12 protein-coding genes and 1 rRNA gene are annotated in these 14,960 nt (G+C 73.0%); 7 read left to right on the forward strand and 6 right to left on the reverse strand.

All coding sequences use genetic code 11. The features are described 5' to 3' along the window. The first annotated feature begins 118 nt into the window (after window positions 1-118). Window positions 119-1,834 (forward strand): bifunctional 3'-5' exonuclease/DNA polymerase, encoded by a 1,716-nt coding sequence (locus AB0P06_RS17115; RefSeq protein ID WP_363608094.1) that lies wholly within the window; start codon window positions 119-121, stop codon window positions 1,832-1,834. Between the two features lie 50 nt (window positions 1,835-1,884). Here AB0P06_RS17115 and dhaM read toward each other — a convergent pair whose 3' ends face one another. Further along, window positions 1,885-2,277, reverse strand: coding sequence for a dihydroxyacetone kinase phosphoryl donor subunit DhaM (dhaM, locus tag AB0P06_RS17120; RefSeq protein WP_363608095.1), 393 nt, complete (start codon window positions 2,275-2,277; stop codon window positions 1,885-1,887). A gap of 139 nt (window positions 2,278-2,416) precedes the next feature. On the opposite strand from dhaM, the gene dhaK reads away from it, so the two are divergent. Together dhaK and dhaL are read left to right on the forward strand one after the other, a co-directional pair. Then, window positions 2,417-3,412, forward strand: coding sequence for a dihydroxyacetone kinase subunit DhaK (dhaK, locus tag AB0P06_RS17125; protein WP_363608096.1), 996 nt, complete (start codon window positions 2,417-2,419; stop codon window positions 3,410-3,412). Between the two features lie 22 nt (window positions 3,413-3,434). After that, window positions 3,435-4,127 carry a dihydroxyacetone kinase subunit DhaL gene (dhaL, locus tag AB0P06_RS17130; RefSeq protein WP_363608097.1) on the forward strand — a complete coding sequence of 231 codons (693 nt, stop codon included), beginning with the start codon at window positions 3,435-3,437 and terminating at the stop codon, window positions 4,125-4,127. A gap of 22 nt (window positions 4,128-4,149) precedes the next feature. Here dhaL and AB0P06_RS17135 read toward each other — a convergent pair whose 3' ends face one another. Further along, window positions 4,150-5,322 carry a PP2C family protein-serine/threonine phosphatase gene (locus tag AB0P06_RS17135; RefSeq protein WP_363608098.1) on the reverse strand — a complete coding sequence of 391 codons (1,173 nt, stop codon included), beginning with the start codon at window positions 5,320-5,322 and terminating at the stop codon, window positions 4,150-4,152. 243 nt (window positions 5,323-5,565) lie between these two features. Here AB0P06_RS17135 and AB0P06_RS17140 point away from each other — a divergent pair, with 243 nt between their 5' ends. After that, the gene (locus AB0P06_RS17140; protein WP_363608099.1) at window positions 5,566-5,784 is read left to right on the forward strand and encodes a cation transporter; all 219 of its coding nucleotides are present in this window, start codon (window positions 5,566-5,568) and stop codon (window positions 5,782-5,784) included. Between the two features lie 79 nt (window positions 5,785-5,863). Then, window positions 5,864-8,182, forward strand: a complete 2,319-nt coding sequence (locus tag AB0P06_RS17145; protein ID WP_363608100.1) for a heavy metal translocating P-type ATPase — start codon at window positions 5,864-5,866, stop codon at window positions 8,180-8,182. 72 nt (window positions 8,183-8,254) lie between these two features. Here AB0P06_RS17145 and AB0P06_RS17150 read toward each other — a convergent pair whose 3' ends face one another. The 3 genes from AB0P06_RS17150 to AB0P06_RS17160 all read right to left on the reverse strand — a co-directional run bounded on the left by AB0P06_RS17150 (window position 8,255) and on the right by AB0P06_RS17160 (window position 13,248). Beyond that, window positions 8,255-8,974, reverse strand: coding sequence for an SDR family oxidoreductase (locus AB0P06_RS17150; RefSeq protein WP_363608101.1), 720 nt, complete (start codon window positions 8,972-8,974; stop codon window positions 8,255-8,257). A 522-nt stretch (window positions 8,975-9,496) separates the two neighbouring features. Beyond that, window positions 9,497-10,786 (reverse strand): citrate synthase, encoded by a 1,290-nt coding sequence (locus AB0P06_RS17155; protein ID WP_363608102.1) that lies wholly within the window; start codon window positions 10,784-10,786, stop codon window positions 9,497-9,499. Between the two features lie 224 nt (window positions 10,787-11,010). After that, window positions 11,011-13,248: an ATP-dependent RecD-like DNA helicase gene (locus AB0P06_RS17160; protein ID WP_363608103.1), complete on the reverse strand. Its 2,238-nt coding sequence runs from the start codon at window positions 13,246-13,248 to the stop codon at window positions 11,011-11,013. 180 nt (window positions 13,249-13,428) lie between these two features. On the opposite strand from AB0P06_RS17160, the gene AB0P06_RS17165 reads away from it, so the two are divergent. After that, a complete protein-coding gene (locus AB0P06_RS17165; RefSeq protein WP_363608104.1) occupies window positions 13,429-14,220 on the forward strand; it encodes a VOC family protein in 792 nt (263 codons plus the stop codon). Between the two features lie 146 nt (window positions 14,221-14,366). After that, the gene (locus AB0P06_RS17170) at window positions 14,367-14,819 is read left to right on the forward strand and encodes a GNAT family N-acetyltransferase (RefSeq protein ID WP_363608105.1); all 453 of its coding nucleotides are present in this window, start codon (window positions 14,367-14,369) and stop codon (window positions 14,817-14,819) included. Between the two features lie 49 nt (window positions 14,820-14,868). Here AB0P06_RS17170 and rrf read toward each other — a convergent pair. Beyond that, window positions 14,869-14,960, reverse strand: a 5S ribosomal RNA gene (gene rrf / locus AB0P06_RS17175); the annotation flags it as partial.

The following is a 14,960-nucleotide window of genomic DNA, read 5'->3' on the forward strand; positions in this document are numbered from 1 at the left end:
ACCCTACGCGGTGTCACCCGGGCTGCCTACGCCCCCCGCCCCGAGCCGGACGCCGGTTGTCGTACCCACCGGCTACCGTCGAGGTCACACGCCCGTACGCCCGAGAGGAGGAGCCCCCGTGGCACCCCGGATCGCCCTCGTCCCCGACCCGCACGGCCCGGGTGGCCGGCTCCAGCCCCTCGACGACTCCGGCGCCCCGCTCGGTCCGCCCGCCGCCACCGCCGACCTCGCCGCCGCCGTCGCCGAACGGGAGGCGGCCGAGCACCCGCGCTGGGTCTGGGCCGCCGCCGACAGCGGCTACGCGCCGCTGCTCCCCCGACTGCCCGACCGGCTCGCCCGCTGCCACGACCTGCGACTGGCCGAGGCGCTGCTGCTGGCCCACGAGGGCCGGTTCGGCGCACCGCGCTCGCTCGGCGCGGCCTGGGCCCGGCTGAAGGGCCTGCCCGTCCCCGCCGATCTGCCCGAGCCGGGCTCCGCCGACTCCGGCGACGGGCAGGACACCCTGTTCGCCCCCGACCGCCTGCAACTGCCGCCGGGCGCCGACCCACTGGCCGCCGTGGTCGCCGTCCACGCCGAGCAGCAGCGCCGGCTGGCCGCCATCGCCGACCCGGCCGCCCGGTCCCGGTTCCGGCTGCTGGTCGCCGCCGAGTCGGCCGGCGCACTGGTGGCCGCCGAGATGGCGGACGACGGCCTGCCCTGGCGCGCCGACATCCACGACCGGCTGCTCACCGAACTGCTCGGCCCGCGTCCGACCGTCCCCGGCACCCAGCCGAGGCTGCTGGCCGAGCTGGCCGTCGAGCTCCAGCAGGCGCTCGGCGGGCGCCCGTTCAACCCCGACTCGCACAGCCAGGTACTGCGCGCCTTCGCCGACCGGGGCATCCAGCTCGGCTCCACCCGCTCCTGGGAGCTGAAGGAGGTGGACCACCCGGCCGCCGCGCTGATGATCCGCTACAAGGAGCTGTCCCGGATCCACGCCGCGCACGGCTGGGCCTGGCAGGACGCCTGGGCCCGCGGTGGCCGGTTCCGCCCCGAGTACGTGGTCGGCGGCGTGGTCTCCGGCCGCTGGGCCAGCCGGGGCGGCGGCGCCCTGCAGATCCCGCGCATCCTGCGCCGCGCCGTGGTCGCCGACCCGGGCTGGCTGCTGGTCGTCGCGGACGCCGCCCAGCTGGAGCCGCGGGTGCTGGCCGCCCTCTCCCAGGACGCCGGGCTGGCCCGCACCGCCGCCGGCGGCGACCTGTACGAGGCGCTGGCCGCCAGCGCCTTCCAGGGCGACCGCGACAAGGCCAAGCTCGGCCTGCTGGGCGCCATGTACGGGCAGACCAGCGGCGACATCGGCCCGCTGCTGAACACCCTGCGCCACCGCTACCCCGCCGCCATGGGGTACGTGGAGGCGGCCGCCCGTACCGGCGAGGACGGCGGCGTGGTCGTCTCCCGGCTGGGCCGGGCCTGCCCGCCGCCCTCGGCCGACTGGCTCGACCTCACCGAGGCCCCCGAGAACGCGGCGGACGCGGGCGGCCGCTCGGCCCGCGCCCGGGGCCGCTTCACCCGCAACTTCGTCATCCAGGCCAGCGCCGCCGACTGGGCGCTGGCGCTGCTCGCCGCGCTGCGCCGCCGGCTGAACGCGCTGCCGGCGGCCGACCCGGACGACCGCCCGCACCTGGTGTTCTTCCAGCACGACGAGGTGGTGGTGCACACCCCGGCCAATCTCGCCGACCAGGTGGCGGCGGCCGTCGCCGAGGCGGCCGACGAGGCCCGGCAGCTGGTCTTCGGGGACACCCCGGTCCGTTTCCCGCTGACCACCGCGGTGGTGGACTGCTACGCCGACGCCAAGTAGCGCCTGAGCCGCCCCCTCGCCCACACCTCCCGGACCACCGCCTTCCGGCCCTACACCTTCCGGAAGGCCCGCGCGTCCTCGGCCGCCGCGACCACCTCGGCCAGCGCCGCCCCGGTGGAGGCCGTCACGGCGGCGGCGACCGCACCCTCCACGAACGGCGCGTCCACCAGCACCGTGCCGGGGCGCGGCTCGTCCTCCAGGACCGCGACGGCGGTCAGCACCGAGCTCCCCAGGTCGGGCAGCACCACCACCCCCGCCCCGCCGTCCGCCGCCACGACGGCCCGCGCGATCAGGTCGTAGCTGGTGCCGAGCCCGCCGTCCTCCGTCCCGGCCGCCACCACCACCCGCACCGCGTCCGAAGCCAGTTCGCCCAGCAGCTCGCGCAGCCCGGCGGCCAGCTGCGCGCTGTGCGAGACCAGGACGATGCCCACGTAGTCGCTCATGGCCCCGACCCTACGACCGGCCCGCTGCTCCGGCGGAGTGATCCGTCCGACCCCGTCCTCCGCGTGTCGCAACCGGTGCCGACCACCCCCGTCTGGCGTAGCGTCGGGGCAGCACCGTCTGCCGAGGGAGCGAAGCGCTGTGAAGAAGCTGATCAACACCCCGGAGAGCGTCCTGGAGGACGCGCTGGCCGGAGTCGCGGCCGCCCACCCGGAGTTGACGGTGGACATCGCGAACCGGGTGATCACCCGCGCGGTCCGCCCGGAGGCGTCCAAGGTCGCCCTGGTCTCGGGCGGCGGGTCGGGCCACGAGCCGCTGCACGGTGGCTTCGTCGGCCCGGGCATGCTGGACGCGGCCTGCCCGGGCGAGGTGTTCACCTCCCCGGTGCCGGACCAGATGCTGGCCGCCGCCAGGGCCGTGGACTCCGGCGCCGGGGTGGTCTTCGTGGTGAAGAACTACACCGGCGACGTGATGAACTTCGAGCTGGCCGCCGAACTGGCCGCCGAGGAGGGCCTGGAGGTCCGCACCGTCCTGGTCGACGACGATGTCGCGGTCGAGGACTCGACCTGGACGGCGGGCCGCCGGGGCACCGGAGCGACCGTGCTGGTGGAGAAGGCGGCCGGTGCGCTGGCCGAGCGCGGCGCGACGCTGGACGAGGTGGCAGCCCTGGGCGAGCGGGTCAACGCCGCCTCCCGCTCCTTCGCGGTCGCGCTGACCGCCGCGACCGTCCCGGCGGCCGGCAAGCCCGGCTTCGACCTGCCGGAGGACGAGATCGAGGTCGGGGTCGGCATCCACGGCGAGCCCGGCCGGCGCCGCGAGAAGCTCCGCCCGGCCCGCGAGCTGGCCGCCGAGGTGGTCGAGACCATCCTCACCGACCACGACCTGACCGCCGGGGACGAGGTGATCGCCCTGCTGAACGGCCTCGGGGGCACCCCGCTGCTGGAGCTGTACATCGTCTTCGGCGAGGTCGCCGCCCGGCTGGCCGGACGCGGTATCACGGTGGCCCGCAGCCTGGTCGGCAACTACGTCACCAGCCTCGACATGGCGGGCTTCTCCCTCACCCTCACCAAGGCCGACGCCCAGCTGCTGGAGCTGTGGGACGCCCCGGTGGACACCCCCGCCCTCAAGCGGGCCTGAACGGAAGGCGGACACCACCGTCATGGACAACGCAGTCAGGGACGACGGGGCCGAGGGCGGTGCGGCCGAGGGCTTCGGCACCGCCCGCGCCGAGGCCTGGGTCCGCGCGATCGCCACGGCCGTCGAGAAGGAGCAGGATCGGCTCACCGAACTGGACTCGGCGATCGGGGACGGCGACCACGGCAGCAACCTGCGGCGCGGCTTCGCCGCCGTGCTGACCGCCCTGGACGGCCTCGACCCGGCCGGCCCGGGCGCACTGCTGAACAGGACCGGCACCACGCTGATCTCCAAGGTCGGCGGCGCCTCCGGCCCGCTGTACGGCAAGGCCTTCCGCGCCATCGGCGCCGCCCTGCCCGATACCGCCCTGCCCGACACCGCTCTGCCCGACGCCGCCGCACTCGGCGAGGCGCTGGCCGCCGGCCTGGACGCGATCCGCGCCCTTGGCAAGGCCGAGCCCGGCGACAAGACCATCGTCGACGCGTACACCCCGGCGGTGGCCGCCTACCGGACGGCGGTGGCGGCGGGCGCCGGGCTGCCCGGGGCCGCCTCGGCGGCGGCGGCCGCGGCCGAGCAGGGGGCGCGCGACACCGTACCGCTCCAGGCCCGCAAGGGGCGCGCCTCCTACCTCGGCCCGCGCAGCATCGGCCACCAGGACCCGGGCGCCACCTCGACCGCGCTGATCTTCCGCGCCCTCGCGGAGGTCACCGCGGCCTGAACCGGGAGCCGGCCGGTGCCCGCTACCGGTCGGTGCGGGTGATCAGCAGCAGCAGCGCGTCGTCGCGCAGTTCCCCGCCGGTGTGCTCCAGCAGGTCGGCGTAGATCCGGCCGACCGCCGCCTCCAGCTCCGCCGCCGAGCGGGCCGCGCCCCGGACCAGCGGGCCGGCCCGCTCCGCCAGCGGGTAGAACTCGCCGTTCTTCCGGTGCCGGGCCTCGACCACACCGTCGGTGCAGAGCACCAGCACGTCGTCGTGGCCGAACGGCTGGTCCCAGGTGGCCGGCTCACCGGGGGCCAGCCGGCCGAGGCCCAGCGGCACCCACGGGTCCGGGGCGTCCAGCACGTGCGCCCGGCCCTCCCGGTCCACCCGGATCGGCGGGACGTGCCCGTACTGGAGCAGTTCCATCACCCCCGGCGTCCGGAACTCGGCGAACAGCGCCGTGGTGAACTCCCCGGCCGGCGCGTGCCGCTCGACGCTGGCCTCGATCCGCGCGGCCACCCCGCGCAGCCCGGCCTCGTCGTACGCGGCCTCCCGGAACGAGCCGAGCACCACGGCGGCGGTCTGCACCGCCCCCAGCCCCTTGCCGCGGACGTCCCCGACCGCCACCCGGGTGCCGTGCGGGGTCTCCAGCACCGAGTAGAGGTCGCCGCCGATCCGCGAGGCGTCGGCGGCGGAGACGTACCGCACCGCCAGATGCAGCGGTCCGACCACCGGGCCCGGCAGCCGCAGCAGCGCCCGCTGGGCGGCCTCGGCCACCGAGCTGACGGCCGCGAAGGCCGCCGCGCGCCGCATCCGGATCTTGGCCACCCAGGCGGAGAACAGCGTCAGCATCAGGTAGCTGACCATCGCGCCGTACAGGAAGCGGTCGTCGTTGACGTCGGCGACCTCGTCGTAGTGGCTGAGCCCGAAGACCGAGAGCAGCCCGAGCGAGCAGACCATCAGCAGCTCGACCGGCCGCAGGGTGAGCGCGGCGATGGTCGGGACGACGGACATCAGCGGTGCGAGGTAGCGGTCCTTGCCGGAGAGGAAGTCCGCGAGCGCCACCAGCAGGATCGCGATCAGCGCCGGGGTGGCCCGCCGCCAGAACGGCACGTCCTGGAGATCGGCGGCCAGCAGGGCGCCACGTCGCCGGTCCGGCGGGAGTCCCGAGGCAGTCGGGACCGCGGGCGACTGGGCACGGCGGATCGGAAACACATATCGAACATAACGGACGATCAACGCACTCACCCACCCACCCGCCCCATCGCCCCGCCCGCCCCCGGCGTGGATTCCGGCACGACGTAGTCACACGCATACGCTCTGCACTCGGATCGCACCGCAATGCGATCCACGCCACATCACTCACTCTCCCGAGGAATACCCCTTGGGGGTATGGTGTTATCAGAATCAGAGTCCGGGCGCAGACCCGCGGCAGCGCAAATCCTTTCGGAGGCCCCGATGTCCAGCACCATCACCTACACCGTGACCGGCATGAGCTGCGGCCACTGCGAGAGCTCGATCAGCAAGGAGCTCTCCACCCTGACCGGCGTCACCGAGGTGGCCGCCGACGCCAAGGCAGGCACCGTGACGGTCTCCTCCGCCACCGAGCTCGACGACGACCAGGTCCGCGCCGCGGTCGACGAGGCCGGCTACGAGCTGGTCGGCCGGTCCGCCTGAGCCCCCCGCAGTACGGCGGGGGCCGGACGAGCCCCACCCCGCGCCCCCGCCGTACGCTCTCTTCAAGGAGCTGATCAGCATGAGCACCTCCACTCCGGGCACCAGCGCCCCGGGCGCGACCGCCGGCATAGGCGGCCAGGACGGCCGGGCCGCCGTACAGGACCGGGTCGAGCTGTCGATCGGCGGGATGACCTGCGCCTCCTGCGCGGCCCGGATCGAGAAGAAGCTCAACCGGATGGACGGCGTCGAGGCCACCGTCAACTTCGCCACCGAGAAGGCCCGGGTCGACTTCGGGCCCGGAGTGAGCGTGGCGGACCTCATCGCCACCGTCGAGAACACCGGGTACACCGCCGAGCTGCCCCCGCCGCCGGCCACCGCGGCCACCGCTCCCGGCACGGCCGCCGCCGCCGAGGAGCAGCCGCCGGCCGACCCGCTGCTGGACCGGCTGCTGATCAGCGCCGTCCTCAGCATCCCCGTGGTCATGCTGTCGATGGTCCCGTCCCTGCAGTTCACCAACTGGCAGTGGCTGGCCTTCGCACTCACCGGCCCGGTCGTCGTCTACGGCGGCCTGCCGTTCCACAAGGCCGCCTGGACCAACCTCAAGCACGGCGCCGCGACCATGGACACCCTGGTCTCGCTCGGCACCCTGGCCGCCTTCGGCTGGTCGTTCTGGGCCCTGTTCTGGGGCGAGGCGGGCATGGCCGGGATGCGGCACGACTTCTCGTTCTCGATCGGCGACACCGACGCCTCCTCCACGCTCTACCTGGAGACGGCCGCCGCCGTCACCGTGCTGATCCTGCTCGGCCGCTACCTGGAGGCCCGCTCCAAGCGCCGCGCCGGCGCCGCCCTGCACGCCCTGCTCGACCTGGGCGCCAAGGATGTCGCCGTGCTCCAGAACAACCGCGAGGTGCGGATGCCGGTGGCCCAACTGGCCGTCGGGATGCGCTTCGTGGTCCGCCCGGGCGAGAAGATCGCCACCGACGGCGTGGTCGTCGAGGGCGCCTCCGCCGTGGACGCCTCGATGCTCACCGGCGAGTCCGTGCCCGTCGAGGTCGCGGTCGGCGACTCCGTCACCGGCGCCACCGTCAACGCCGGCGGCCGTCTGGTGGTCGAGGCCACCCGGGTCGGCGCCGACACCCAGCTCTCCCGGATGGCCCGGCTGGTCGAGGACGCACAGAACGGCAAGGCCGCCGCCCAGCGGCTGGCCGACCGGATCTCCGCCGTCTTCGTGCCGGTCGTCATCCTGATCGCGCTCGGCACCCTGGTCGGCTGGCTGCTGGTCTCCAACAGCCCCACCGAGGCGTTCACCGCCGCCGTCGCCGTCCTGATCATCGCCTGCCCCTGTGCCCTGGGTCTGGCCACCCCGACCGCGCTGATGGTCGGCACCGGGCGCGGCGCCCAGCTCGGCATCCTGATCAAGGGCCCGGAGGTACTGGAGACCACCCGCCGGGTGGACACCATCGTGCTGGACAAGACCGGCACCGTCACCACCGGCCGGATGGCGCTCGCCGCCGTGCACACCGCCGACGGTGTCACCGAGACCGAGGCGCTGCGGCTGGCCGGCGCGCTGGAACACGCCTCCGAGCACCCGATCGCCGCCGCGATCGCCGCGGCCGCCGCCGAGCGGACCGGCGAACTGCCGCCCGTCGAGGGCTTCGAGAACGTCCCGGGCCGGGGCGTGCAGGGCGTCGTCGAGGGCCACGCCGTGGTCGCCGGGCGCGAGGCACTGCTCGCCGACTGGGCCCAGCACCTGCCGCCGGCCCTCGCCGCCGCCAAGGCCGCCGCCGAGGCCGCCGGCCGGACCGCCGTGGCGGTCGGCTGGGACGGCGAGGCGCGGGCTGTCCTGGAGGTCGCCGACGCGGTCAAGCCGACCAGCGCCGAGGCGATCGCCGACCTGCGGGCCCTGGGCCTGCGGCCGGTCCTGCTGACCGGCGACAACCGGCTGGTCGCCGAGGCGGTGGCGGCCGAGGTCGGCATCGCCCCGGAGGACGTGATCGCCGAGGTGCTGCCGGAGGACAAGGTCAGCACCGTCAAGCGCCTCCAGGCCGAGGGCCGCTCGGTCGCGATGGTCGGCGACGGCGTCAACGACGCCGCCGCGCTCGCCCAGGCCGACCTGGGCCTGGCGATGGGCACCGGCACCGACGCCGCGATCGAGGCAAGCGACCTGACCCTGGTCCGCGGCGACCTGCGCTCAGCGGCGGACGCCATCCGGCTCTCCCGGCGGACCCTCGGCACCATCAAGGGCAACCTGTTCTGGGCCTTCGGCTACAACGTCGCGGCGATCCCGCTCGCTGCGGCCGGCCTGCTCAACCCGATGATCGCCGGTGCCACGATGGCCTTCTCCTCGGTCTTCGTGGTCACCAACAGCCTCCGGCTGCGCCGCTTCCGGGCCGCCTGAACCTACGGACGCCGAAGGACCCGTACCAAGCGGTGCGGGTCCTTCGGCGTCCGCGACCGCGCGGCCGGGCCGTCAACGGCCGAGCAGCTCGCCGCCGTTGCAGTGCAGGATCTCGCCGGTGATGAACCCGGCCTCGGGCGAGGCCAGGAAGTAGACCGCCGCCGCGACCTCGCCGGTCTCGCCGACCCGGCCGAGCAGCGTCCGGGCGGCCCGGCGGGAGACCTCCGCCTCGTCCAGCCGCGGACCGAAGAACTCGGTGCCGGCCACCGTTCCCGGGGCGACGATGTTGGCGGTGATGCCCGAGGTGCCCAGCTGCGCGGCCAGGAAGTGGTTCCAGGCGTGCAGCGAGGCCTTGGCCGCCCCGAACGAGCCGGCGCCGCGCAGCGCCGCGATCGAGCTGATGGTGACCACCCGGCCGGCGCCCGGGGTGAGCCGGTCGCGGATGGACTCGGTGAGCATCACCACGGTCAGCACGTTGCGCTCGAAGTCCCCGCGCCAGCGGGCCAGCAGGGCGTGCGGCCCGGCCCCGATCACCGTCTCCCGGCTGCCCGCGTTGTTCACCAGGACGTCGATCCGCTCCGGCAGCGCGGCCAGCGCGGCCTCCACCGCGTCCGGGTCGGCGAGGTCGCAGACCAGCGGGGTGACGTTCGGCCCGAGGTCGGCGGCGGACTGTTCGAGCACCGCCCGCCGGCGGCCGACGATCACGACCTGTTCGCCCGCCTCGGCGAACCGCCGCGCCACCTCGTACCCGATACCCGTGCCACCACCGGTGACAACGACGTTCCTGGCCATCTGCGCGCTCCCTCCCCAGTTCCGCCGCCACGCTGCGAGGGTGCGGGACGGTCCCTACCGGAATGCCACGATTCCTATCACGCTCGGTTGCCGTGACTGCGGGGAGGGTGACGTCGCGCGCGCGGGAAGGTGTGGTATGGGCGCGGCACCACGCGCACACGGAGCGTGGCGAGAGGCAGCTCACACCCCCCCGGCGTAACTTCTCGCACCCTGATACGTCTTAGGTTGGTAGTGCGGCAGTTTTTTTGGTGGGCGGAGACGTGGCGAACGGCATCATGTCACCGCGTTGCCACGCTGCCGCCGACGGGGCTCCGGCGGGCCCCGGGTCGGTCGTCGACTTCGACGGCCTTCGCGCACGACGCCGGGGTGTGGCGGGTCAGGGACGCTTTGAGCGGCCGTCCCGGGCTGCGGCCGGCCCCGGAGTCGTGCGCCGTACGTGTGCGGCCCCGCGAGGGACGCGGAAGGGCCCGGTCGCACTCCCCGGAATCTCGGGAGTGCGGCCGGGCCCTTCCGGTGCCTGGGTCAGCGGGCGTCGAGAGCCACGTAGTCGCGGATCGCGGTGCCGGTGTAGATCTGGCGCGGACGGCCGATCCGGCTGGTCGGGTCGTTGATCATCTCGTGCCAGTGGGCGATCCAGCCCGGCAGCCGGCCGAGGGCGAACAGCACGGTGAACATGCTGGTCGGGAAGCCCATGGCGCGGTAGATCAGGCCGGTGTAGAAGTCCACGTTCGGGTACAGCTTGCGGGAGACGAAGAAGTCGTCGCTGAGCGCGTGCTCCTCCAGCTTCAGCGCGATCTCGAGCAGCTCGTCGGACTTGCCGAGCTGGCCGAGCACCTCGTGCGCAAGGATCTTGACCTGCGCGGCGCGCGGGTCGAAGGCCTTGTAGACGCGGTGGCCGAAGCCCATCAGCTTGACGCCGTCCTCGCGGTTCTTCACCTTGCGGATGAACGCGTCGACGTCGCCGCCGTCCTTCTGGATGCTCTCCAGCATCTCCAGCACGGCCTGGTTGGCGCCACCGTGCAGCGGGCCCCAGAGCGCCGAGATGCCGGCCGAGATGGACGCGAACTGGTTGGCGTGGCTGGAGCCCACCAGGCGGACGGTGGAGGTCGAGCAGTTCTGCTCGTGGTCCGCGTGCAGGATCAGCAGCTTGTCCAGCGCGTTGACGATCACCGGGTTGAGCTCGTAGTCCTCGGCCGGGACCGCGAAGGTCATCCGGAGGAAGTTCTCGACGTAGCTCAGGTCGTTGCGCGGGTAGACGAACGGCTGGCCGACCGACTTCTTGTACGCGTAGGCCGCGATCGTCGGCAGCTTCGCCAGCAGGCGGACCGTCGACAGGTGGCGCTGGGCGGCGTCGAAGGGGTTGTGGCTGTCCTGGTAGAAGGTGGACAGCGCACCGACCACCGAGGACAGCATCGCCATCGGGTGGGCGTCGCGCGGGAAGCCCTGGTAGAAGCGCTTGACGTCCTCGTGCAGCAGGGTGTGCTGGGTGATCTCGCGGTTGAACTCCGCCAGCTGGTCCGGGGTCGGCAGCTCGCCGTTGATCAGGAGGTACGCGGTCTCGATGAAGCTGCCCTGCTCGGCGAGCTGCTCGATCGGGTAGCCGCGGTACCGCAGGATGCCGTTGTCACCGTCCACGAAGGTGATCGCGGACTTGTACGCGGCGGTGTTACCGAAGCCGTTGTCCAGGGTGACCAGGCCGGTCTGCGGGAGCAGCTTCGAGATGTCGAAGCCGGCGTTGCCCGCAGTGCTCTCGACGACGGGGTACTCGTACTCGCCGTCCTGGTACCGCAGTACTACCGAGTTGTCGCTCACGTCTTCCTCACCGACGAAATGAATCCTCTTCCAAGGTGCCCTGACTGTCTCTACCATCCCCCATCTGGCGGACAGCCGCGCACCCGGGGTGGCCCGGAAGGGCCCGCCCCTACAAAACCTTCTGCCGCAGCCGGTACGAACCGGACAAGATCGGCACCACCCTAGGCTCTGTCGTAAATCTCTTCACGTCAAGAGAACAATAGAGGCAACCATCCCTTGGAGAATCATCCAGTTGCCAGCCGGTGATCCAGCGCGGCATGCCTCCTACCTGCACTGACGGTTCGAACAGCCTGAGCGATCGCCTTCCGTGACCCGACCAGCACAACCAGTTTCCGCGCCCTGGTCACAGCGGTGTAGAGGAGGTTCCGCTGGAGCATCGTCCAGGCGGACGTGGTGACCGGAATCACCACCACGGGATACTCGCTGCCCTGCGACCGGTGGATCGTCACCGCGTACGCGTGGGCCAGCTCGTCCAGCTCGTCGAAGTCGTACGGCACCTCCTCGTCCTCGTCGGTGAGCACCGTCAGCCGCTGGTCGTCCACGCTGAGCGCGGTCACCACTCCCACTGTGCCGTTGAAGACGCCGTTCCGCCCCTTGTCGTAGTTGTTCCGGATCTGGGTGACCTTGTCCCCGACCCGGAACGTCCGCCCGCCGAACCGCCGCTCCGCCAGCCCCTCCCGGGCCGGCGTCACCGCCGCCTGCAGCAGCGTGTTCAGGTTCCCCGCGCCCGCCGGGCCCCGGTGCATCGGCGCCAGCACCTGCACGTCCCGCCGCGCGTCGAACCCGAACCGCTGCGGAATCCGCCGCGCCACCACGTCCACGGTCAGGCCCGCCGCCTGCTCCGTGTCGTCCTCCACGAACAGGAAGAAGTCCGGCAGGCCCTCCGTCAGCGGCGGCAGGCCCTCGTTGATCCGGTGCGCGTTGGTCACCACCCCCGACTCCTGCGCCTGCCGGAAGATCCTGGTCAGCCGCACCGACGGGATCGGCCCACCCGGCGTCAGCAGATCCCGCAGCACCTCGCCGGCGCCCACCGACGGCAGCTGGTCCACATCCCCCACGAACAGCAGGTGCGCCCCCGGCGCCACCGCCTTGACCAGCTTGTTCGCCAGGATCAGGTCCAGCATGGACGCCTCGTCGACCACCACCAGGTCGGCGTCCAGCGGGCGGTCCCGGTCGTACGCCGCGTCCCCGCCGGGCCTCAGCTCCAGCAGCCGGTGAACGGTGGACGCCTCCACCCCGGTCAGCTCCGACAGCCGCTTCGCCGCCCGGCCGGTCGGTGCCGCCAGCACCACCTTCGCCCGCTTCGCCAGCGCCAGCGTCACGACCGACTTCACCGTGAACGACTTGCCGCAGCCGGGGCCCCCGGTCAGCACCGCGACCTTCTCGGTCAGTGCCAGCCGCACCGACTGCTCCTGCTCCGGCGCCAGCTCCACCCCCGTACGCTTCGCCAGCCAGCCCAGCGCGGCCGGCCAGTCCACGTCCGCGAACCACGGCATCCGGTCCACGTCCGACCGCAGCAGCCGCAACAGCTGGTTGGCGAGCGAGATCTCCGCCCGGTGGAACGGGACCAGGTACACCGCGGTGATCGGCTCACCGCTCTCCCCCGGCACCGACTCCCGCACCACTCCCTCCGCGGCCACCAGCTCCGCCAGGCAGTCGATCACCAGCCCCACGTCCACCTGGAGCAGCTTCACCCCGTCCGCGATCAGCCGCTCCTCCGGCAGGAAGCAGTGCCCCTGGTCACTGCTCTGCGACAGCGCGTACTGCAGCCCCGCCTTCACCCGCTCCGGACTGTCGTGCGGGATCCCCACCGCCTGCGCGATCCGGTCCGCCGTCAGAAAGCCGATGCCCCACACGTCCGACGCCAGCCGGTACGGCTCGTTCTTCACCACCCCGATCGAGCCGTCCCCGTACTGTTTGTAGATTCGTACGGCCAGCGAGGTCGACACCCCGACCCCCTGCAGAAAGACCATCACCTCCTTGATGGACTTCTGCTCCTCCCAGGCGGCCGCGATCTTCTTGGTCCGCTTCGGCCCGAGCCCCGGCACCTCGATCAGCCGGCCCGGCTCGTTCTCGATCACCTCCAGGGTGTCCACCCCGAACCGCTCCACGATCCGCTCCGCGAACCGCGGCCCGATCCCCTTGATCAGCCCCGAGCCCAGATAGCGCTGGATCCCCTGCACCGTGGCCGGCAGCACCGTCGTGTAGTTCTCCACCACGAACTGCTTGCCGTACTGCGGATGCGACCCCCACCGCCCGTGCAGCCGCAGCGACTCCCCCGGCTGCGCCCCCAGCAGCGCGCCCACCACCGTCAGCAGGTCGTTCGCGCCCCGGCCGGTGTCCACCCGGGCGACGGTGTACCCCGTCTCCTCGTTGGCGTACGTGATCCGCTCCAGCACGCCCTCGACCTGGGCGAGCTGGCGCGGCGCGGCTACCTGGCCCGCCTGCGCCTGCCTGGCCACCGGACCCCCTTCACCAGTGCGGGTGGACCATTCCGCTACGCACCGTACCGCCCGGCCACGACAGCCGGGTCCAGGCCCTGCGGTGCAGCGGTCCGGCCGAGGTGCCAGGCTGGGAGAAAACCACGGGGGGCACCGACCGCACCCGCGTCACGGCGTGCCCGTCCAAGGAGCAGTGCCACCATGCTCACCACCGCCTTCGTCCCCGGCTCCCCCAACTGGCTCGACCTCGGCAGCCCCGACACCCGGGCCTCCGTCGACTTCTACACCGCCCTGTTCGGCTGGACCTTCGACTCGGCCGGCCCCGAGGCCGGCGGCTACGGCTTCTTCCAGCAGGAAGGGCGCACGGTCGCCGCCCTCGGCCCGCTCACCGAGGAGGGCTCGACGCCCGCCTGGACGCTCTACTTCTGCACCCTCGACGCCGACCGCACCGCCGAACTCGTCGAGGAAGCCGGCGGCCGGGTGCGATTCACCCCGTTCGACGTCTTCACCAACGGCCGGATGGCCGGTTTCACCGACCCCACCGGCGCCGAGTTCGCCGTCTGGCAGCCCCGCGACACCAGGGGCCTCGACGCCGTGACCGACGAGAACACCCTCTGCTGGGCCGAGTGCTACAGCATCGACGCCGAGGCCGCGAAGACCTTCTACCGCCGTGTCTTCGGCTGGCAGGAGCAGGACGTCCCGCTCGAGGGCGCGCTGTACACCGTCCTCACCCCGGCCGGCGGCGGCACCGACGACGCGCTCGGCGGCATCATGCAGCTCGGCCCCGAGCAGACGGCCGCCGGCACCTCCTCGCACTGGCTCCCCTACTTCGAGGTCCCCAACGTGGACGCCAGCCTCGCCATCGCCGACAAGCTGGGCGCCACCACCCGGATCCCGGCCATGGACGTCCACGGCGTCGGCCGTCTCGCCCAGCTGATCGACCCGCACGGCGCGGTCTTCGCCGTCATCACCAGCGCGGCGCCCGGTGAGTGACGCCCACTCACCCCTCACCGCGGGCGTGGACGGCCCCTGAGCGGCCCTGGGTGGCCCTGGACCCTCGGCCCGGGGCGAGAGAGGGCCACGGTCGCGGGGCCGGGTCCCCGGGGTGGCCCTACGCTCTGGTCATGGACAACCTGATCATGGACAGCCTGACGATCCGCCGCGCCACCGCCGACGACGTCCCGGCGATCATCGCGATGCTCGCCGACGACCCGCTGGGCGCCACCCGCGAGAGCCCCGGCGACCTCACCCCCTACCACGCCGCCTTCGCCCGCATCGACGCCGACCCGCAGCAGCACCTGGTGGTCGCCGAACGCGCCGGCCGGACCGTCGGCACCCTCCAGCTCACCGTCGTCCCCGGTCTCGCCAGGAAGGGCGCCACCCGCACCATCATCGAGGCCGTCCGGATCCACGCCGACGAACGGGGCACCGGCCTCGGCAGCGAGCTGATCACCTGGGCGATCGACCGCTCCCGCGAGCTCGATGCCGATCTCGTCCAGCTCACCTCCGACGCGACGCGCACCGACGCGCACCGTTTCTACGAGCGCCTCGGCTTCGTCCCGTCGCACCTCGGTTTCAAACTCGCGCTGTAAACGCAGAGAACCCCCACCCGGAATCGGGTGGGGGTTCTCTGGAATGATTGTTCGGCGGCGTCCTACTCTCCCACAGGGTCCCCCCTGCAGTACCATCGGCGCTGTGAGGCTTAGCTTCCGGGTTCGGAATGTAACCGGGCG

The organism is Kitasatospora sp. NPDC088351 (genome assembly GCF_040685575.1).
In the GTDB taxonomy this organism is placed as follows: Bacteria; Actinomycetota; Actinomycetes; order Streptomycetales; family Streptomycetaceae; genus Kitasatospora.